General features: G+C 40.0%; 15 protein-coding genes and 1 pseudogene. All 16 read left to right on the forward strand.

Going from position 1 to position 20,640, the window contains the following annotated elements:
• Positions 1-117 precede the first annotated feature (117 nt).
• The 16 genes and pseudogenes from Q0486_RS05955 to Q0486_RS06030 all read left to right on the forward strand — a co-directional run bounded on the left by Q0486_RS05955 (position 118) and on the right by Q0486_RS06030 (position 20,539).
• Positions 118-813, forward strand: a complete 696-nt coding sequence (locus tag Q0486_RS05955) for a histidine phosphatase family protein (protein ID WP_299231185.1) — start codon at positions 118-120, stop codon at positions 811-813.
• Positions 814-841: 28 nt separating this feature from the next.
• Positions 842-1,465, forward strand: coding sequence for an NYN domain-containing protein (locus Q0486_RS05960; RefSeq protein ID WP_299231186.1), 624 nt, complete (start codon positions 842-844; stop codon positions 1,463-1,465).
• A gap of 49 nt (positions 1,466-1,514) precedes the next feature.
• On the forward strand, positions 1,515-1,940 hold the full coding sequence (locus tag Q0486_RS05965) for a DUF1810 domain-containing protein (protein ID WP_299231188.1): 426 nt from the start codon (positions 1,515-1,517) through the stop codon (positions 1,938-1,940).
• A gap of 277 nt (positions 1,941-2,217) precedes the next feature.
• Positions 2,218-3,495 carry a pentapeptide repeat-containing protein gene (locus Q0486_RS05970; protein WP_299231190.1) on the forward strand — a complete coding sequence of 426 codons (1,278 nt, stop codon included), beginning with the start codon at positions 2,218-2,220 and terminating at the stop codon, positions 3,493-3,495.
• Positions 3,496-3,808: 313 nt separating this feature from the next.
• On the forward strand, positions 3,809-4,882 hold the full coding sequence (locus tag Q0486_RS05975; protein WP_299231192.1) for an HNH endonuclease domain-containing protein: 1,074 nt from the start codon (positions 3,809-3,811) through the stop codon (positions 4,880-4,882).
• Between the two features lie 4 nt (positions 4,883-4,886).
• Positions 4,887-5,984 (forward strand): bifunctional class I SAM-dependent methyltransferase/HIT family protein, encoded by a 1,098-nt coding sequence (locus Q0486_RS05980; protein WP_299231194.1) that lies wholly within the window; start codon positions 4,887-4,889, stop codon positions 5,982-5,984.
• Positions 5,985-6,033: 49 nt separating this feature from the next.
• Complete coding sequence (locus tag Q0486_RS05985) at positions 6,034-6,837, forward strand: patatin-like phospholipase family protein (protein WP_299231196.1); 804 nt, start codon at positions 6,034-6,036, stop codon at positions 6,835-6,837.
• Entirely contained in the window at positions 6,834-8,048 is a 1,215-nt protein-coding gene (locus Q0486_RS05990; RefSeq protein WP_299231198.1) for an exonuclease SbcCD subunit D, read from the forward strand. The genes Q0486_RS05985 and Q0486_RS05990 overlap by 4 nt, the downstream gene beginning before the upstream one ends.
• Before the next feature lie 15 nt (positions 8,049-8,063).
• A complete protein-coding gene (locus Q0486_RS05995) occupies positions 8,064-11,468 on the forward strand; it encodes an AAA family ATPase (RefSeq protein ID WP_299231200.1) in 3,405 nt (1,134 codons plus the stop codon).
• Between the two features lie 45 nt (positions 11,469-11,513).
• Positions 11,514-11,870: pseudogene (locus Q0486_RS06000) on the forward strand ((deoxy)nucleoside triphosphate pyrophosphohydrolase); the annotation flags it as partial.
• 57 nt (positions 11,871-11,927) lie between these two features.
• Entirely contained in the window at positions 11,928-12,974 is a 1,047-nt protein-coding gene (locus tag Q0486_RS06005; protein ID WP_299231810.1) for an alcohol dehydrogenase, read from the forward strand.
• A gap of 87 nt (positions 12,975-13,061) precedes the next feature.
• Positions 13,062-13,976, forward strand: a complete 915-nt coding sequence (locus Q0486_RS06010) for a DUF368 domain-containing protein (protein WP_299231202.1) — start codon at positions 13,062-13,064, stop codon at positions 13,974-13,976.
• A 219-nt stretch (positions 13,977-14,195) separates the two neighbouring features.
• Positions 14,196-15,875, forward strand: a complete 1,680-nt coding sequence (locus Q0486_RS06015; protein ID WP_299231204.1) for a glycogen/starch synthase — start codon at positions 14,196-14,198, stop codon at positions 15,873-15,875.
• A gap of 22 nt (positions 15,876-15,897) precedes the next feature.
• Positions 15,898-18,465, forward strand: a complete 2,568-nt coding sequence (glgP, locus tag Q0486_RS06020; RefSeq protein WP_299231206.1) for an alpha-glucan family phosphorylase — start codon at positions 15,898-15,900, stop codon at positions 18,463-18,465.
• A 134-nt stretch (positions 18,466-18,599) separates the two neighbouring features.
• Complete coding sequence (locus Q0486_RS06025; protein WP_299231208.1) at positions 18,600-19,277, forward strand: response regulator transcription factor; 678 nt, start codon at positions 18,600-18,602, stop codon at positions 19,275-19,277.
• Positions 19,274-20,539 (forward strand): HAMP domain-containing sensor histidine kinase, encoded by a 1,266-nt coding sequence (locus Q0486_RS06030; RefSeq protein WP_299231211.1) that lies wholly within the window; start codon positions 19,274-19,276, stop codon positions 20,537-20,539. The genes Q0486_RS06025 and Q0486_RS06030 overlap by 4 nt, the downstream gene beginning before the upstream one ends.
• The last annotated feature ends 101 nt before the right edge of the window (positions 20,540-20,640 follow it).

Here is a 20,640-nt window from a genome sequence, read left to right on the forward strand (position 1 = left end):
AATAGGATAAAAAAAGCATTAAAAATGTAATTTTATATGTTTATGCCAAATTTATTTGTGTGAGTAAATTGATTATTTAAAAATTAATATGATATTTGTGAACAGCTTATAAAAATAATGAAAGACCTGAAGCATTTGCGTATGAAACCAAACAGAATTATACTTATCCGTCATGGAGAATGTTTTGCCAATACTGATGAGAGCAAATTTGCTTCTGAACCTGACTATACAATAGAGCTGACGGAAAAAGGTGTTATGCAGGCGAGGGAGGCTGGGGTAAAGTTAAAGGAATTAGTTGGTAACGAAACTTTATATTTCTACATTTCACCCTTCTGGAGAACTAGATCTACATTCGAGAATATTGCCGGCTTTTTCCCTAGAGAACAGTTTGTATATAGTGAGGAGCCACGTCTTAGAGAGCAGGAGTGGGGATATCTTCGTTCTTATGAAGAACTGAGGAGACTTAAACAGGAAAGAAAGGAGTATGGTGTATTCTATTATAGATTCCCCGGTGGAGAATCTGGTACAGATGTGTATGATAGAATAAATGATTTGCTAGGGTCTTTACATAGGGATTTTCAGGAACCGGATTATCCTCAAAATTGCGTTCTGATTACACATTCCTTAGCTATCAGGCTTTTTATTATGAGATGGTTTCATCTTACGGTTGAGGAATTTGAAGAAATGTGTTCACCTAAAAATGCGGAATTGGTTATATTGGAATACGATAAATCTTCTGATGAATACAGGCTGATAACCCGGATTGAATGTAATAAGAATAATGTATTAAGAAGCAGACCGATAAGAATTTAGAAAATAATTGTATTAATATTTTTTAATTATGATAGATAAATACCAATCAATAGGTTTGTTTATAGATGGTGGATATTATGCCAAGATAAACGAAGCGCTAGAGGAAAATATGTCATTGAATATTAATGTAACCCGTCTCATTACTCTCATTAAAGAAGAGATTGCAAAGATTGTAGGTTGTAATGTTTCGGAATGTCATATAACTGAAAGCCATTACTTCCGTGGACGCTACAGAGTTAATGATGCAAATAACAAGCATCTTCTTTATAGTGAAAGAAAATTTGAAGATTCACTTATTGAAAATGATGTAGTCTTTCATTACAAGCATCTCAGAGAAGTGCAAAAAGGCAGTAATGTTACGGTAATTGAAAAAGGAGTTGATGTTTGGTTTGCCCTCGAAGCATACGAACTGGCAACAATAAGAAAGTTTGACTTCGTGGTACTTATTACCGGTGATGCAGATCATGAAATGCTTGTGAAGAAACTCAAAGCGCTTAAAATACATACTGTGTTGCTTACATGGGATGTGTCGGATGATGAAAATACATCTACTGCAAAACTGTTGAAAGATGAAGCATGTACTCATATAGAAATAAATAAACTGATATCCGAAAACAAAGAACTGCTGAGAACATTATGTCGGGCTGTATAGTCGAAGTTACTATGAAGTAATATTTTACATTATAATTCTGAAAAACAATGTGGAAGCAGACTTGCAGAGATTTCTTGATGCTCAAAATGAAGATTATAGGCTGGCACTCTCCGAAATTCGTCAGGGTATGAAGCGTTCGCACTGGATATGGTATATTTTCCCACAAATAAAAGGCCTGGGTTTCAGCTATAATTCGGAGTATTACGGCATTTCCTCGCTACAGGAAGCCATGGATTATCTTAATCATGAGCTTTTAGGGAAAAGACTTATTGAAATAACTGCAAGTCTGCTTCTTCATAGGGGAAAGAATATAGAACAAATCATGGGCACTATAGATGCTGTTAAGCTTAAGTCAAGCATGACATTGTTTGATGTAGTTCAGCCTGGGAGTGTTTTCGGAGAAGTTCTTGATGAATTTTATTCAGGAGAGAGATGTCGGAGGACACTGGAATTTATATATATATATCGTAACTGAAATTGGAGGCATTATATATAAGTAGCCCCAATGACCCTAAATTTTGATCCTTTTTTTGTTTTTCGATGTTGGAGTGGCTGTTCTGAAAATAAATATATTACTGTGTATAAAATCATATCTTATTCTTAATGCATGAAGGTAGAATAGATTAAATTATAAATTGAATCGTTTATTAAGTAAGACTGTGTCTGAAATCTTGCATTTTGAATATTTATTGATATTTTTGTATTTCATTTATACTGAGACTTATATAATAATATAAAAATATTAAATAGTTATGAATTGGGGTGAATTAATATTAGGAAATATCGAGGGGTTGTCTATTGTTACTGTATTATGTCTGACAGCTTTGTATTTTATAGTTGACAACCTAACTCACAGAAAGGAGAAAAATGAGGTTATGGAATCGTTTTCAAATACCGTAAATCTTCTTTCTTCAGATATACCTGAGTCACAACTGTCTGCAGCAATATTATTGCGTCGTTTTCTCAATTTAAAACTTGGTTTCAGAGGAAAGTTTTTATTTAATGATACTATAAATGTCATTTCTTCATTATTACGTACACTACCTACGGGTATTTATCAGAAGACATTAGGTGATGGTCTTGCCTTTGCCATTGATTTGTCGGAGAAAGATTTGCAGAGAACAAATATGCAGGATCTTTATCTTGGAAATAAAAAGGAAAAGATATTAATGACTTCTACAGATATGTTTATGGCAGATCTTTCATATGCATTGCTTGAGAATATAGAGGGGCATAAAGCTATATTCTACAATTCAAGACTTTTAAATACGCAGATAAAGAACTGTGATTTTACAAATGCTAATTTTGAAGGGGCTGACTTAACGAAATCTAGTATAAAGAATACTAACCTTTCTAATGCTAATTTTGTCAATGCTAATTTAGCAAATGTTCTTTTTGAAAATGTAATACTTGCTGGTGCTAATTTTAAGAATGCTTTAAACATACCAGAAGAAATTAAGACACATTTGGAAAATGGAGTATTTCATGGAGCCGAAAAGATAACAACAGTAAGGAAACTTAATGGTAAAAAGGTTTTCTTCAGTATGCCTGGTATATTGAAGAAAGAAGAGGAATTGATTATTAAAGAGTATCACCGTTTTCTTTCAGAAAAAGGATATGAGATTTTATGTTATTCTAGAGATAATTATCCAAAATATGGACAATTAAATAAAGTACGTCTGGATGTGATGAAATCATCTGGTATGATAGCCTTTGGATTTAAACAAATAAACATAATTGAAGGAAAATACAGACCAAATACCTGCGAAGAGAGAGCCCTCTCTTCACAATGGCTCACAACTCCATGGACAGATATAGAAGTAGGCATGGCTGTCATGTATGGAATACCTGTACTTTTAGTTCATGACAAAGATATATCAGAAGGGGTTTTTGACAGTAATATAAATGAATGCTATGTAGGAAAAATCTGTGCAGACATGGATATGAGGAATATTGAAAGTAATTATATTTTCAATAAATGGATGAAAAGATTAGAGGAGAATATAGACCCTGAAGATAAAAAGAACTGAGGCTTTTGATATAAATAAAAATTGATACCGCTTCCGGATTATGGATAGAGAGAGGCAGTTCTTGTTAGTACAAAGATAGTGATTTGAAAGCAATTCACAATTCTCTGATTTAATAGATTTTTCAAATCTCTATATAATAACTTAAAAATATACCACCATAATAATTAAAAAGTATACCACTGTCAGTACGTTGAAGATAGAGTAGTAGTATACTTTTAAATTATTATGCAGATGATAATTTGAAAACATTTTTATTTGACGGATAGTAAAAGTTTTTTGTTTACTTTTGTAATTGAAAAACATCTATCTGATCATGATTGAGTATTTTTATCATAACATACTATCCACCTACCGAATAGGAAAAATATTCGATAACACAGTAGCTACATACAAATATTTCTGGTTCCTGTCAATAATGCAGATTCATGCAAAGACGGGAAACTTAAATATAAATGTATGGGATATAGTTACGCGTATGGTGGCTAATGCTTGGTATCCGATACATTATTTTAGATTATCGTTTGGAAAAACAGATTCATTGTACGATATAGTTACACAACTGCATAAAGAAATAAATATTCCTATTGATGCAGGAGTGGAAGAAGTTATAAAAGATATAAAACCGTATAATGATATTCCTTTGGTAAAGAAGTTGTTACGTACGCTTACATTAAATGTTCCATACAGATTTTTAAGTCCTTGGATTAATACATCTGATGATAGGGAAATAGTAAGACGTTCGCAGATGTTTGAGAATGATTGTCTGTATTCCATTCATAAGGAAGGGAAAGAATTCTATATCAATATTAATCCTATTTGGGATGATTTTCTGCATAGGCATTATAAAGTGCTGATGGATTTTGCTTACTGGAATCTTACTTTATTTCTTCAAGCACGAAATCCGAATGTTCCAGCTATACCCAATAAGTTGATTAGACCGGAAACAAGAAATAGCTTGGCAATGCAACATCGTTATTGGAATGATATAATAATACTTGCAGGTCCTATTGATTGTATTTATACAGGGCGGAAGTTGTATATCAATGGATATGAACTTGATCATTTTATTCCTTGGAGTTTTGTTTCGCATGATTTGCTATGGAATCTAATTCCTGCTGATGGGGGTATTAATTCGTCCAAGAGTAATCGGTTACCGGATTTGAATATATACCTTCCGAAATTGGCTTCTATGCAATTACACGGACTTAAAATTTTTATAAAATCAGATAAAAGCTCGAAAATACTTGAAGATTTTATCTCTCTAGGTTATACTGCGAATGAATTGGTAAATATGAGTGATGTGGAATTTCTTAAAGTCTTTGAACGAACTTTTACTCCGATGAATCAGATAGCTTTAAATATGGGATTTGAAACCTGGAAATACTGATGTTATGGAAAAAATAAATCATCCTTATTTGACGGCAATAAAACGTACTAATTTGTCTGTTCCTACACGTTTCCTAAAAGATAAAAATCTGCTGAAGGGCAAAATACTTGACTTTGGCTGTGGATATGGTTTTGATACGGATGAGTTGTATAAGCAAGGTTATGACATTACTGGTTATGATTATTATTACAGACCGGATTATCCGGAAGGAAAGTTTGATACTATAATCTGCAATTATGTGCTTAATGTGCTTGAACCGTATGCACAGGCTGAAGTGATGATGAATGTAACTAATCTGCTTAAGCCTGATGGTACTGCTTATTTTGCGGTAAGGAGAGACTTGAAGGAAGAAGGATTCAGACTGCATGCTATCCACAGACAATATACTTACCAGTGTAATGTGAAACTTCCATTTAAAAGTTTGGAATGTAATTCCAGTTACGAACTGTATCAGTATAATCATTTCAATAAGTTACCCAGAATGGAGAATACTGTGTGCCCATTTTGTCGTTTGGCGAGACGCGTTGAAATTATATGTGAAACTGCAACTTGTGTGGCATTCTATGATGGCTATCCCGTTTCGGCTGGTCATGCGTTGATTATTCCAAAAAGGCATGTAGCTTCATATTTCGACCTGACAAATCATGAGAGGGAGGCAATGAATGTTATGCTCCAATTCGTTAAGCAGAAAATAGACGAAAGATTTCATCCTGACGGATATAATATTGGCATAAATGTGAATGAAGCTGCAGGACAGTCTGTTTTTCATGTGCACATTCATATTATACCAAGATATAAAGGTGATGTACCTAATCCTAAAGGTGGAGTCAGGGGAGTTATCCCTAATAAGCAGAGTTACAAAGCTTTGCCTGAAAAAGAAAGTATATCTGCTGCTATTAAGACTCAATACACAAAATCGTATACATTCGAAGACAAAAGAAAAGAACATGGTAATGCCTATATGCCATGGGACGATGAGGCCGACAGGTTGCTGTGCCGCATGTATGATGAGGGTAAAAGTGTCAGTCTACTTTCAGATATATTTGAACGAACCAAAGAGGCCATTAGAAAACGTCTGAAGAAATTGGGGAAATTAAAATGATATTATGACAATTTTTTTACCTTTGTAAAGTCTAGTAATACTAAAAAACATGGAAAACCAAATAGTGAGACAACACAAAACTGAAATAGAGAGATATGTGCCGTACAACATCGGCCTGGCATTGAGTGGTGGCGGTGCAAAAGGATTTGCACACCTTGGTGCCTTGCAGGCTTTGGAAGAGAGGGGTATAAAACCTGATATTATAGCCGGAACAAGTGCTGGGGCCGTGGTGGGCGCTTTTTACGCTTCGGGATTAAAGCCAAAAGAGATTCTGAAATTGTTTTTGGGACATGATTTCAGGGATTTTGTAAGTTTGACTTTACCCAAAGAGGCATTGTTAAAATATGACGGATTTATTAGATTCCTGGAGGAGAACTTGCCAGTGAAGCGCTTTGAGGAACTGAATATGCCCTTCTATGCTGTAGCTTCGGATTTTGACAAGGGGGAGTCGAAGGTCTTTACAGAGGGTGAGCTGGTGCCGAGGGTAATGGCTTCGTGTACAATACCAATAGTGTTCAAACCTATTATGATAGATGGAGTGAGGTATGTGGACGGTGGACTTTTCAAGAATTTTCCGGTTACGCCTATACGTGCGTTATGCCGTAAGGTGATAGGGGTGAATGTATGTCCCAAGCATCTGGAGGAATATGAAGATAATATTTTGCGTATTGCCATGAGGTCTTATCTGTTTTTGTTCAACCAGAATGCGGTGGAGGATTCCGGATTGTGTGACCTGCTGCTGGAAGTGGATTCTATGGACGAATATAATATCTTTAATCTGAAGAAAGCTCTTAAAATTTATAATCAGGGTTATATACAGATGAAAGAAATGCTGGAAAGGAATATTTTATGAAGATTATACATACTAGCGACTGGCATTTGGGGCACACACTGTATGAGCATGAGAGAACAGAGGAACATGCTGCTTTTTTGGCACAACTGAGGGATATAGTGGAGGTGGAGAGACCTGATGCTCTTCTTGTGAGTGGAGATATCTATGACCGTACGAACCCTTCTACTTCGGTTCAGAAAATGTATTACAGGGCTTTGCTGGAGATGCACAGGGCATGTCCGGAGATGACTATTGTGGTTACGGCTGGCAATCATGACAGTAAATCGATGTTGGAACTGGGACGCGAATTGTGGCTAATGGCCGGAGTGAGAGTGGTAGGACAGCCGGAAAGGAAGGATGGAAATGTGGATCTGGACAGGCATATTATAGGTGTAGAGGATGCCGGTGGAGAAATGAAGGGGTACGTGGTGGCTGTGCCGCATATCTTCGACCAGAATTATCCGCTAATGGAGGATACCGGTACGAAGGAGATGCGCAGAGAGGTTTTCTTTCGTGCTTTGCAGGAGAGAGTGAGCGTTGTAAATACGGACAGACTGCCTGTGGTGATGATGGCTCATCTTACGGTGACGAACTGTAACTGCGAGGGGCATGATCCGGACGTGATAGGTGGTATCAGCGAGGTGGACCTTGGCGAACTGGGGACGGGGTATGACTATATTGCTCTTGGGCATATACATTATCCGCAAACGATGAAGGGAAATGGAGTGGTGGCCAGATATTCAGGTTCGCCTGTTCCTGTAAATTTTGATGAGACTTATCCGCATTCGGTTTCTGTTGTGACGCTGGAAAAGGGATGCGAACCCGAAATTCGTGAAATCAGAATAAGGAATGTACGTCCCATGCTTACTGTACCTGCTATGCCTTCCGGTTTTGGCGAGGCGCTGGAGGGGATTTCGGAGATTGCGGATGATGAGGAATGTTATGTCCGTCTGAATATTCTCCTTACGGAACCTATGCCTGCCGACTATATGGAGCGTATTGCGGGTGCTCTGAAAGGCAAACGCGCGGCTTATTGCTATTGTAAAATCACCAGACCGGAGGTGGAGGCTGTGGCTGACGGTACGGCTGTTACTTATGATGAGTTCAGGGAACTTTCGCCTATTGATGTGGCACGGAGGTTCTATAAGTCGAAGTTCGGGACGGAGATGCCTGAACGTATGTCGGAGATGATTGGAGAGGCTGTGAAGAGGTATGACGGTGAGTGTAAATAATGGTTCTTGCATGGTATGAAACTTATAAAACTTATAATAGAGAATATAGCGTCCATTGAGACGGCTGAGATTGATTTCGACAGGGGGCCTCTTGCCGAGACCTCTGTGTTTCTGATAACGGGTGATACGGGAGCGGGCAAATCTACTATTCTGGATTCAATCTGTCTGGCTTTGTATAACACTACTCCCAGGCTGAATATGGCTTCGGGTACGAAATCGAATTTTGGAACTGACAATATCACTGCAAGAAATACTTCCAACTTGCTCAGGCATGGTGCACGTCAGGCTTCGGCTGTGCTTAGGTTTATAGGTACGGATGGAGTGGAGTATGAGGCTGTATGGCAGGTGAGACGTAACAGAAACAACAGGCTTACATCGCCGGAACAGACTCTGGCATGGGGGGATGTGACTGTGAAGAATGCTGATGCGGTGAAGAAGATAACGGAGGAGGCTGTAGGACTGGACTTCGAACAGTTCTGCCGTACAACGATGCTAGCACAGGGACAGTTTACGCAGTTTCTGAAAAGTAAGGATGACGAGAAATCGGAGATTCTGGAGAAGCTGACGGGTACAGGCATCTACTCGGAAATAGGAAAGAAAATAGAAGAAATAAAGAAGGAGAAGGAGGCGGAATATACGGCTCAGAAGAATCTTACTGCGGGAATAGTACTTCTGAAACAGGAGGAAACGGAGTCTCTGAAGGAGGAACTTTCTGTGGCAGATGCAAGGAAAAAGGCTTTGGATGATGAAGTGAAGCGGCTGGACTTGTGTGTCAGGTGGATGGAAGGAAGAGCAAAGATTGACGGTGAAGTGTCGGTGGCTGAACGTAACCTGAGGTTGTGTGAGGAGGTGATAAATTCGGATAGCTTCAAGGACGAGGCCAGACTTATCGCAGAAATGGACAGGACTGAATCTGTGCGTGGCAGTATAAGGATGCTCAGAAGTGCTGAAAAGAGAATAGCTGAATTGTCTGCTGAGGCGGACGGACTTAAACTGCGCTTTATAGGTTTGTGTAAGGGTAGGAATGGACTCAAGGACTGGATAGACCGCAAGAATGAGTATCTGGCTTCGCTGACAAGGAATATGGAGAATGCTGCAGGAAATGCGGCTATGTATGCCAATGCACAGAAGATTGAGACTTTACTGAATTCCGCATCGGAGGCTGCCGCCAGGATTAAGGTTGGCAGGGAGACGCTGAAGGGTATAGAAAACAGTTTGCCGGCACTGAACCGCAGTGTGGCGGATGCAGAAGGGGCGCTGGAAATGGCTTTGAAGGCTGTTGCACTGAAGGAAGAGGAATATGAGAAGGCTGACATGGAGCTGAAGATGCTGAGGCCTGATGAGGTGAACGCTGAGGCTGGCAGACTTGATGAGGAGAAGGATTCCTTGAATGCTTTGTCGGGAAATATTGCCGAACTTAAGAACGTTTTTTCTTCTATTGAGAAGATTGACCGTGAGATTGCTGCTCTCAATGCGGAGCATGAAAAACGTAATGAGGAGTATATTTTATGTAACCGGAAACTGGAGGAGGTTACTGCCGGATATAATGAAGCCAGGAGGGCGTATGACTGTGTGGAACTGTCGATTAAGGAATGGACTGTAAATCTCAGGGCCAGGCTTAAGGTGGGCGATACTTGTCCTGTGTGTGGGCAGAGGATTGACAGTCTTGTATCGGACGAAGAATGTAGTGAGAGACTGAAACCTCTGGAGGAGATGGTTGTAAGGTTGGAGAAGGAGTTGCGCGATACGGCTTCATTATGTAGCGGAACGGCCATGATAATTGAAAGGCTGGCAAAGGATAAGTCGGCAAAGGAGTATGAGAAGTCTGTTGCCGGTGACGCTGTCAGAAAGTTGGCAGATAAGGTACGTGAGAAATGTGTACAGGTGGGTTTGCCTCATTCTGATATGGACGGACAGGATGTTGCCGTATTGGAGGAAGGTGTAATCAAGAGAATGGAGCAACTGTCTGTTAGCATCAAAGAATTGAATGAAATACGGAAAAAGATTTATGAAGGAAATAAATACTTGTCCGGACTGGGACGCAATCTTTCATCGTTGAGAAAGGATGCCGACCAGGCCAGAATGGCTAGGGATAAGGCTAAGGACGCACTTACGGCTTCGGTAAAGGAACAGGAAAGAATAAATTCATTGTTAGATGTCGACGGACGGGGCATGGAAAAGGCTTTGGACGATGCTGCAGCGATGATTTGCATTGAAAACTGGAAAAGCAGATGGGAAGCTGACGCAAAGGCTTTTGTTTCTTCCATTACGGAGGCTGCCGCTCAGTATTATGGTTGGGAAAAGGAGATTGTGCAGACGGAAAAGAATCTGTCAAAGGCTTTGCCGGCACTGGAGAATGTGGAGAGGGTACTCGCCGAGGTAGTTGGTTACTGGCCTGACTGGGGAATGCTGGAAGTGACTGAGTCTGTTCCTACAGAGGGACTTAAGGATATGTGTGATGCGTTTGAAGGCAGTGTGAGAAGCTTGGTGGCTTCACTTTCGGCTGAACGTGAAAAGGCGGGTAAGGCCGGAGAGGAAATAGAACAGTTCGTTTCTGAAAATAAGGATATTGACCGTAGAAGGCTGGAATATCTGACTGATGTGACGGATCTGAACATGATAAGGGAAGCGCACAACAGGAAAATATCGGATGCCCGAAGTGCTTCGGGAATACTGGAGGCTAAGAAGAAGGAACTGGAGGTTCATCTGGCAGCACATCCTGAATCGCTTGCCGGTGACGACTCGAAGGAGAAGCTTGACGGTTTGCTGAAAGAGGCGCGTGCTGCGGTTGAGGAAATTGTGGCCGAAATGGGACGCATAGACCAGCAATTGAAGAGTGATGCGGAGAATGCGGCACGCTTCAGAGCTGAAAAGGACAGGGAAGAGGAACTTATGAGGGTGTTCACGGAATGGAATACTCTGAACAGTCTTTTCGGAGGCGGTGACGGTAAGATTTTCAGAAGGATTGCCCAAAGCTTTATACTGAATGATCTGTTGCAGCGTGCCAACGGGTATCTCATGAAGTTGAACAAGAGGTATAGGCTTGATTGTGAGCCGGGAACTCTGACTATCCGTATGATGGATATGTATCAGAATGATGCGCAAGGACCTGTGGATATCCTTTCCGGTGGTGAAGGATTTCTGGTTTCGTTGTCGCTGGCATTGGCTTTATCGTCGATGAACAGGAGAAATCTTTCTGTGGATACCTTATTTATAGATGAGGGGTTCGGTACATTGAGCAGTGAGGTGCTTAATACGGTGATGAATATGCTGGAGAAACTGCAAAGCCTGAACGGGAAGCGTGTGGGGATAATCAGTCACGTGGAAGGACTGAAGGAGAGGATTGCCGTACAGGTGAAGGTGAAACGTATTGATCAGACGAGGAGTACTGTGGAGGTTACTGATTGTAGGATGCAGTGACTTTGGAAATATTGAATTGTTGGACAAATATTAAGTATATACGAAATGAAACATATTGATGTTGTGGCTGCCGTTATAATAACCGATGAAGGTATTCTTGCCACTCAGAAAAGTAAGGGTGAGTTTGATGGTAAATGGGAATTTCCCGGAGGAAAGATTGAACCGGGAGAAACTCCTGAAGAGGCATTGAAGCGTGAAATAAAGGAGGAACTTGATGTGGATGTTGAAATAGACTCTTTTGTGGAAGCTGTTGATTATACTTATACGGATTTTGGAATAAGACTTTATGTTTTTGTCTGTTCGGTACATGCGGGTAATATGGCCCTGAGAGAACATAAGTCTTCGAAATGGTTGACAGCCGATGAACTTGATTCTGTAGAATGGTTGCCTGCCGATAAGGAGGTTTTACCGGCATTGAAAAGGTATATCGACAATGTGACTGTAGACCGTAAGAAAATGATGAAGGCGTATACTTATATTGAAGAAGGGCATTTTGCATTGACAGAGAAACATGTTCCGCATATTCTTAATCCTAAAGATGCAATTGTGCGTGTAACTATGGGAAGTATCTGTACGAGTGATTTGCATATCAAACATGGAAGTGTGCCGCGTGCTGTTCCTGGTATAACAGTTGGTCATGAGATGGTAGGTGTGGTAGAACAGACGGGCAGGCTTGTCTGCAATGTGAAACCGGGCGACCGTGTTACCGTAAATGTAGAAACCTTTTGTGGAGAGTGTTTTTTCTGCAAACATGGATATGTAAATAATTGTGAGGATCCTGATGGCGGCTGGGCATTGGGATGTCGTATTGATGGTGGACAGACGGAGTATGTTCGTGTTCCTCATGCAAATATGGGACTGAACAGGATACCTGACGGAGTTACTGACGAGCAGGCACTCTTCGTAGGGGATATTCTTGCCACTGGCTTTTGGGCGGCACGTATATCGGAAATCAAGGATGATGATACTGTTCTCATTATCGGTGCCGGACCTACAGGAGTATGTACATTGATATGTGCTATGCTGAAATGTCCACGCAGAATAATTGTGTGTGAGAAATCGGAAGAAAGAGTATCGTTCATACGTAAGCATTATCCGGATATACTGGTGGTTGGACCTGATGAGTGCAAGGATTTTGTAATGAATCATTCCGAACATGGAGGTGCCGATGTGGTTATTGAGGTGGCTGGAGCTGATGACACTTTCAGGCTGGCATGGGAGTGTGCGCGCCCTAATGCCACTGTTACGGTGGTGGCACTATATGATAAGCCTCAGTCGCTGCCATTGCCTGATATGTATGGCAAGAATCTGACTTTCAAGACTGGAGGTGTGGATGGATGTGACTGCGAAGAGATTCTGCGTCTGATTTCAGAAGGTAAAATTGATACAACACCTCTTATAACACACCGTTTTGCACTTGATGAGATAGAAGAGGCTTACCGTATCTTTGAAAACCGCCTTGAGGGGGTTATAAAGATTGCTGTAACAGGAATATGCAAAAATTGACGGATAAATATAAAAACTTATTATACTTTAGAGTGTTATTAAATCTATTTTTTACCTTTGCGTGCGAAAAAATATTAATTAAAAGATATGGAACGTAAATTAAAGGATTACGCAACACTGGTATTGAAAGGTATGGGAATGGGCGCTGCGGATGTTGTGCCTGGTGTGTCTGGCGGAACGATAGCTTTTATCGTGGGCATATACGACGAACTGATCAATTCTATCAAGAGTATTAATTTGAAAAACCTGAAATTGCTTTTTACCGGTAAGGTGGCAGATTTCTGGAAGGGAATAAACGGTAATTTTCTGCTTTCTATAATTCTGGGAGTAGGTATTAGTGTATTTTCACTGGCTAAAATCATTACATGGTTATTGACAGATCACCCTGTTTTGGTGTGGTCGTTTTTCTTCGGACTGGTTTTGGCGTCTACATGGTTTGTTTCGAAGGATATTAAGGAGTGGAATTGGAAAACTATATTGTCTTTTATAGTAGGGGCTGGTATCGCTTATTATATAACGGTTGCTACACCCGCAGAAACGCCTTCAAACTATCTGTTTATTTTCCTTTGTGGAGCTATCGCAATTTGTGCTATGATATTGCCGGGTATTTCCGGTAGCTTTATTCTGGTACTTCTGGGTAAATATTTCTATATAATGGAAGCGGTGAAAACTCTGGATATTGTAATTCTGATGATTTTCGGATGTGGCGCATTTATCGGAATTACGTCTTTTTCCAGAATCTTGTCGTATGCTCTGAAATATTTCAGAAACATTACACTTTCTGTCTTGACAGGTTTTATGCTGGGTTCTCTAAACAAGGTATGGCCTTGGAAAAGGGTGGTGGAATATTACACCGACAGTCATGGAGTGGCTAAACCTTTGATAGAGGAGAATATCTATCCTAATCAGTATGTGGTTGAAGCTGTGGTTTTGATGATTGTTGGCTTCCTGCTGGTATATTTCCTTGAGAAACTGTCAACAAAAAAACAAATAGAATCATAATAAATTATTGGTACAGAGATTTTTAATCTGACAGATTGGCAAATGACGGCTATATATACTTTAGAGGGGTATATATAGCCGTATTTTTTTTGTATTATTAATGTAATTTATTATGTTTTATTCAGTATTTAGACCGTTTTCAATGTAAAAAATGTTTGGATTTTTTGATTTTATGTATGTTTTCTGTATCTTTGCAAAAAATAAAGTTAAACTTATACGATGATGAAACAGCTTTTAACTCCTGATTATATTTTTGAGTCTAGTTGGGAAGTGTGTAATAAAGTTGGAGGCATTTACACCGTCTTATCCACAAGGGCAAAAACCTTGCAGGAAGCATTTAAGGATAAGATTTTTTTCATAGGACCTGATGTATGGTTGGGAAAAGAAAATCCTTTGTTTGTTGAGGATGAAAAACTGCTCAAAGACTGGCGCGAACATGCTTTGAGCTCGGAGAATTTAAGTTTTAGAGTAGGAAGATGGAATATCCCAGGAAATCCAATCGCTATTTTAGTGGATTTTACTCCTTTCTATGAACGGAAAAATGAAATCTATACTCAGGCTTGGATAGACTATCAGGTGGATTCATTACATGCATACGGCGATTATGACGAGGCTTCTATGTTCTCGTATGCGGCAGGAAAAGTAGTGGAAAGCTACTACAGATTCTTCCTTGGAGCGGACAAAAAGGTTATATATCAGGCTCATGAGTGGATGACCGGACTGGGAGCGCTTTACATTCAAAAGAATGTTCCGGAAATAGCTACAATTTTTACCACTCATGCCACTTCCATAGGACGTTCTATAGCCGGAAACAATAAACCTTTGTATGACTATCTGTTTGCTTATAATGGTGATCAAATGGCTAGAGAACTTAATATGGAGTCGAAACACTCTATTGAAAAGCAGACTGCACATCATGTAGATTGCTTCACTACTGTAAGCGAAATTACTAATAATGAATGCAAGGAATTGCTTGAAAAACCTGCTGACGTTGTTCTTATGAATGGTTTTGAGGATGATTTTGTGCCTCAGGGACGTTCTTTCACAGCTAAACGTAAAAAAGCAAGACAGGTAATGCTGAACCTTGCAAACAAACTGCTTGGTACTTCACTGGGTGATGACACTCTAATAATAGGTACGAGCGGAAGATATGAATTCAAGAATAAAGGAATCAATGTTTACCTTGAAACTCTAAATCGTCTGACAAGAGACAAGAATCTGAAAAAGGATGTCTTGGCCTTCATAAATGTTCCTGGTTGGGTAGGTGATGCCAGACAGGATCTTATCGACAGATTAAAAAGCAAGGAAAATTTCAATACTCCGCTTGAAGTTCCATTCGTTACACATTGGTTGCATAATATGAGTCACGACCAGGTGCTGGATATGCTCAAATACCTTAATATGTCGAATTCGGCAGATTCTAAGGTTAAGGTTATTTTCGTACCATGTTATCTTGACGGAAAAGACGGCATACTGAACATGACGTATTATGATCTGGTTTTGGGTAATGACCTTAGCGTATATCCTTCATATTACGAACCATGGGGCTATACTCCTCTGGAGAGTGTGGCATTCAAAGTGCCTACCATTACTTCCGACCTTGCTGGTTTCGGATTGTGGGTTAATTCGGTAGTGGGACACAATGGAGAATTAGCCGACGGAGTGAAGGTGATACACCGTACTGATTATAATTATTCTGAAGTGGCCGATGCCATAAAAGATACTATCAGCGAATTCTCGTCTTTTGATCAGAAACAGATAGACAAGATACGCAAGAATGCTGCCGCTATAGCTGAAAAAGCGTTATGGAAGCATTTCATCAAATATTATTACGAAGCATACGACGTGGCTTTGCGCAATGCTTCGATAAGACTGGAGAAAAATAAAAAAGAGAATTAATAATTTTAAGTATTTGAGAGATATGAAAATTAAAACAAATTATGCTAATGCTCCTGTATGGAAAGAGGTTACTGTAAAATCTCGTATTCCTGATTCACTGAAGATGTTACAGGAAATGGCCCGCAACATTTGGTGGTCATGGAATTATGAAGCAACAGATATGTTTAAGTCTCTTGATCCTGAATTATGGAGTGTAGTGGGACAGAACCCTGTTGCCTTTTTGGAACGCTTGAGTTATGAAAAACTTGAAGCTCTTTCAAACGATAAGAAAGTTCTTGATAAAATAAATAAAGTATATAAGAAGTTTACTGATTACATGAGCGTAGCTCCTAACAAGGAACGCCCATCTGTAGCATATTTCTGTATGGAATATGGTATGACTCACGTTCTGAAAATATATTCAGGAGGTCTTGGTATCCTTGCCGGTGACTATCTGAAAGAAGCTTCAGACAGCAACGTTGATATGTGTGCAGTAGGTTTCTTGTATCGTTACGGATATTTTACTCAGAGCCTTTCAATGGATGGACAGCAGGTGGCAAACTACGAAGCTCAGAACTTCGGTAGCCTTCCTCTGGACCGTGTAATCGGTGAAGATGGCAAGCCATTGGTAGTGGACGTTCCTTATCTTGACTACTATGTACATGCATACGTTTGGAGAGTAAACGTAGGTCGTGTGCCATTGTATCTGCTTGATACAGACAATGAAATGAACAGCGAGTTCGACCGTCCTATCACTCACCAGCTTTATGGTGGCGACTGGGAAAACCGCTTGAAACAGGAAATTCTTCTTGGTATCGGTGGTGTTCTGTTGCTCGAAAAACTTGGCATAAAGAAAGATATTTACCACTGCAACGAAGGACATGCAGCATTGTGTAACGTACAGCGTCTGTGCGAATTCGTAGAAAGCGGAATGACATTCGATCAGGCTCTTGAAGTTGTACGTGCTTCTTCATTGTACACTGTTCATACTCCGGTTCCTGCAGGCCACGACTATTTCGACGAAGGTCTCTTCGGCAAGTATATGGGTGGTTATCCACAGCGTATGGGTATCTCATGGCAGGATCTGATGGATCTTGGACGTATCAATCCGGGTGACAACAACGAACGTTTCTGTATGTCAACATTCGCTTGCAACACTTGCCAGGAAGTTAACGGTGTGAGCTGGTTGCACGGAAAAGTTTCTCAGGATATGTTCTCAGGTATATGGAAAGGTTACTTCCCGGAAGAAAACCATGTAGGATATGTAACTAACGGTGTTCACTTCCCAACATGGTGTGCTTCTGAATGGCAGAAACTTTACAGCAAATACTTCGACGCGAACTTCCTGAACGACCAGTCTAATCCTAAGATCTGGGAAGCTATCTACAATGTTCCTGATGAAGAAATCTGGAATACTCGTGTAGCATTGAAGAATAAACTTACTGACTATATACGTAATCAGTTCCGCGATACATGGTTGAAGAACCAGGGTGATCCTTCACGTGTAGTTTCATTGATGGACAAGATCAATCCTAACGCACTGTTGATCGGTTTCGCTCGTCGTTTTGCTACTTACAAACGTGCTCATCTGTTGTTCACTGACCTTGACCGTCTGGCTAAGATCGTTAACAACCCTAATTATCCTGTACAGTTCCTGTTCGCAGGTAAGGCTCACCCACACGATGGTGCTGGTCAGGGATTGATCAAGAAGATTGTGGAAATATCTAAGCGTCCTGAATTCTTGGGTAAGATCATCTTCCTCGAGAACTACGATATGAAGCTTGCACGTCGTCTTGTTTCAGGTGTTGATATCTGGATGAACACTCCGACACGTCCTCTTGAAGCATCTGGTACATCAGGTGAGAAGGCTTTGATGAACGGTGTAGTAAACTTCTCTGTACTCGATGGATGGTGGCTTGAAGGTTACCGTGAAGGTGCTGGATGGGCATTGACTGAAAAACGTACATACCAGAACCAGGAACATCAGGATCAGCTTGATGCTGCTACTATCTACAGTATCCTTGAAACTGAAATCCTTCCATTGTATTACGCTCGCAATAAGAAGGGCTATTCTGAAGGATGGGTTAGAACTATCAAGAACTCTATCGCACAGGTTGCTCCTCACTATACAATGAAGCGTCAGCTTGACGATTACTATTCTAAGTTCTATACTAAAGAAGCTAACCGTTATAAGATGCTTGCTGCAAACGACTATGCTAAGGCTAAGGAAATCGCAGCATGGAAAGAAGAAGTTGTTTCTAAGTGGGATTCAATTCAGGTTGTTTCATTCAGCAAGGATGAAGAACTTCGCGAAGGCAACGTAGAAAGCGGTAAGGATTACACAATCACTTGCGTAGTTGACGAGAAGGGATTGAAAGATGCTGTTGGTATCGAACTTGTTGTAACTTACAAGAATGCGGAAGGTAAGGAATACATATATTCAGTAACTCCTATGGAAGTTGTGAAAGTGGAAGGCGACTTGTACACATTCCAGCTTACTCACAGCTTGTCTAACGCAGGAAGCTTCAAGGTTTCATACCGTATGTATCCTAAGAATCCTGATTTGGCACATCGTCAGGACTTCTGCTACGTACGTTGGTTTAATGAATAATTAATACATTCTATTAATTAATATCGCCAATCATGTCGGTCTGGAGATCTTTTATAAGATTTTCAGACCGATTTTTTTATATTCTGTGTTTTTACTCTTATTTTTGTAGAAATACGATATTAATAAGACTGTATATGAAGATACTTGTAGTAGAAGACGATAAAGACTTGATGGAGATAATAACCAAGTCGCTTGAAAAGGAGAGGTATGTGGTTTCGCAGGCTCCTGATTACCGGACGGCAGTTATGAAGGCAGGTGATTATGATTACGACTGTATCCTGCTTGACATAATGCTTCCGGATGGAAACGGTCTTGATCTTCTGACCGAACTTCAGGACATGGGAAAGAAAGCCAATGTTATAATACTTTCGGCCAAGGACTCGATTGAGGATAAGGTAAAGGGGCTTGACTTGGGTGCCGATGATTATCTTCCCAAGCCTTTTCATCTGGCAGAGCTTCACGCACGCATCAAGAGTCTGCTAAGGAGAAATATGAGAGAAGGGGAAAAGAAAATTGTCTTCGGCAATATTGAAATTCAGCCTGAAAAGTTTGAAGTCCAGGTAGGAGGTAAGCCTATAGAGCTTAATCGCAAGGAATACGACATTTTGGTATATTTCATGCTCCGGCCTAACAGACTGGTGAATAAAAGCACTTTGGCAGAATCTGTTTGGGGAGATCATATTGATCAGGTTGATAATTTCGACTTTATTTATGCTCAGATAAAGAATCTTAGGAAAAGGCTTAAGGATGCCGGTTCCACTCCCGAGCTGAAAGCTGTTTATGGTATAGGATATAAATTCGTATTGGAATGAAACTGTTTCACAATGTGATGCTCCATGTGTCAGTGGCATCTGTATTCATAATGACTGCATGGGCCGTATTTTTCTATTGGGCTATAATAGACGAGGTGAACGATGAGGTGGATGATTCACTTGAGGATTATTCCGAGAGTCTTATCATCAGGTATCTTAACGGTGAGGACATGCCCTCGCTTAATAACGGCTCGAATAACCAGTTTTATATGTACGATGTGAGTCAGGAATATGCCGAGACATATTCTCAGATATCATATCGTGATGAAATGGTATATATTGATGAAAAGCTGGAGTATGAGCCGGCCAGAATCCTTATGACTATTTTTAAGACAGACACGGGATATAAGGAACTCGTGGTATATACGCCTACCATTGATAAACTTGATTTGCAAAGGTCTATTCTGGGATGGATAGTAGCGCTTTATGCAGGTATTCTGCTTATACTGCTGTTGCTGAACGTATGGATATTCCGTCGAAATATGAAACCGTTGTATGTCCTCTTGTCATGGTTTAATAACTACAAGATAGGCAGCGGATATAAGCCGTTATCGAATAAAACAAAAATCACGGAGTTCAAGGAACTGTATCATGCCGTTACTATGTCGGCACAGCGTAATGAGAAACTTTACGAACAGCAGAAAATGTTTATTGGCAACGCTTCTCATGAGATGCAGACGCCTCTTGCTATATGTCTTAACAGGCTTGAAATGCTGATGGAAGACGAAAATCTGACAGAAAAACAGATGGAAGAAATAGCAAAGACACATCAGACATTGGAGAATATTACCCGTATGAACAAATCGTTGTTACTGTTATGTAAGATTGAGAATGGCCAGTATGCTGATGTGAAGGAAGTGTCAGTCAATTCGTTGGTACGTCAGTATGTAGATACGTTCAATGACGTGTATTCTTATAAGAACATTACGGTCAAGGTAACTGAAATGTCATCTCTCAGCATGCAGATAAATGAATCGTTGGCCATAATACTGGTGTCAAATCTTCTGAAGAATGCCTATTTGCATAACTGTGAGAATGGTAAGATTGATGTAGTTATCTCCGAAAAGGATTTTACTGTTTCAAACACAGGTGAATCAGCTTTGGACTCTTCAAAAATATTCACCCGTTTTTATCAGGGAAGCAAGAAAGAGGGTTCTACAGGTTTGGGACTGGCATTGATACATACCATTTGCAGGGCTAATAACATCAGCATATCTTATGAATTTAGGGATAAGATGCATGTATTCAAGGTCTCTCTATAGAGAAAAGTGATATTATTTCAAAAAAAATCAGGAAAAGTGGATTTTTCCAGAATCTTTTCAGTATTGTGTATAATCTTTGCAATATAAAATTAAAGACAGTA

The organism is uncultured Bacteroides sp. (genome assembly GCF_937912035.1).
Classification (GTDB): Bacteria; Bacteroidota; Bacteroidia; order Bacteroidales; family Bacteroidaceae; genus Phocaeicola.

What these genes read in the sequence shown, in the direction of transcription:
- Q0486_RS05955 (WP_299231185.1), top strand. Translation starts at nt 118, where the DNA reads ATGAAAGACCTGAAGCATTTGCGTATGAAACCAAACAGAATTATACTT.
- Q0486_RS05960 (WP_299231186.1), top strand. Translation starts at nt 842, where the DNA reads ATGATAGATAAATACCAATCAATAGGTTTGTTTATAGATGGTGGATAT.
- Q0486_RS05970 (WP_299231190.1), top strand. Translation starts at nt 2,218, where the DNA reads ATGAATTGGGGTGAATTAATATTAGGAAATATCGAGGGGTTGTCTATT.
- Q0486_RS05975 (WP_299231192.1), top strand. Translation starts at nt 3,809, where the DNA reads ATGATTGAGTATTTTTATCATAACATACTATCCACCTACCGAATAGGA.
- Q0486_RS05980 (WP_299231194.1), top strand. Translation starts at nt 4,887, where the DNA reads ATGGAAAAAATAAATCATCCTTATTTGACGGCAATAAAACGTACTAAT.
- Q0486_RS05985 (WP_299231196.1), top strand. Translation starts at nt 6,034, where the DNA reads ATGGAAAACCAAATAGTGAGACAACACAAAACTGAAATAGAGAGATAT.
- Q0486_RS05990 (WP_299231198.1), top strand. Translation starts at nt 6,834, where the DNA reads ATGAAGATTATACATACTAGCGACTGGCATTTGGGGCACACACTGTAT.
- Q0486_RS05995 (WP_299231200.1), top strand. Translation starts at nt 8,064, where the DNA reads ATGAAACTTATAAAACTTATAATAGAGAATATAGCGTCCATTGAGACG.
- Q0486_RS06005 (WP_299231810.1), top strand. Translation starts at nt 11,928, where the DNA reads ATGAAGGCGTATACTTATATTGAAGAAGGGCATTTTGCATTGACAGAG.
- Q0486_RS06010 (WP_299231202.1), top strand. Translation starts at nt 13,062, where the DNA reads ATGGAACGTAAATTAAAGGATTACGCAACACTGGTATTGAAAGGTATG.
- Q0486_RS06015 (WP_299231204.1), top strand. Translation starts at nt 14,196, where the DNA reads ATGATGAAACAGCTTTTAACTCCTGATTATATTTTTGAGTCTAGTTGG.
- glgP (WP_299231206.1), top strand. Translation starts at nt 15,898, where the DNA reads ATGAAAATTAAAACAAATTATGCTAATGCTCCTGTATGGAAAGAGGTT.
- Q0486_RS06025 (WP_299231208.1), top strand. Translation starts at nt 18,600, where the DNA reads ATGAAGATACTTGTAGTAGAAGACGATAAAGACTTGATGGAGATAATA.
- Q0486_RS06030 (WP_299231211.1), top strand. Translation starts at nt 19,274, where the DNA reads ATGAAACTGTTTCACAATGTGATGCTCCATGTGTCAGTGGCATCTGTA.